The following is a 245-nucleotide window of genomic DNA, read 5'->3' as shown; positions in this document are numbered from 1 at the left end:
CCTCTATCGCGTAAGGGATGAGTGCCCATAGAATTATTGGCGAGCCAATCAGAAATAATACATTCATTAACCAGTCACGCTGCAATCCGTACACGAACAAATCCCAGTACAAAGAAAGTACCGAACCAGCGCAAAAAAGCAAACCAGGAATACCGATTAATGCTGAAACCCCTCGAAGGCTTATTGTTTTCCTCGGCAGTTCAAGGTAGACATCATTAAAATAATTAGGCGAGGGATCTACAGCC

General features: G+C 43.7%; 1 pseudogene. It reads right to left on the bottom strand.

The features are described from left to right. Positions 1–245, bottom strand: a pseudogene (locus tag SB756_RS34010) (hypothetical protein); the annotation flags it as partial.

The organism is Pseudomonas sp. SIMBA_068, from assembly GCF_046534705.1.
In the GTDB taxonomy this organism is placed as follows: domain Bacteria; phylum Pseudomonadota; class Gammaproteobacteria; order Pseudomonadales; family Pseudomonadaceae; genus Aquipseudomonas; species Aquipseudomonas putida.
This window is presented reverse-complemented; position numbering and strand designations above follow the sequence as displayed.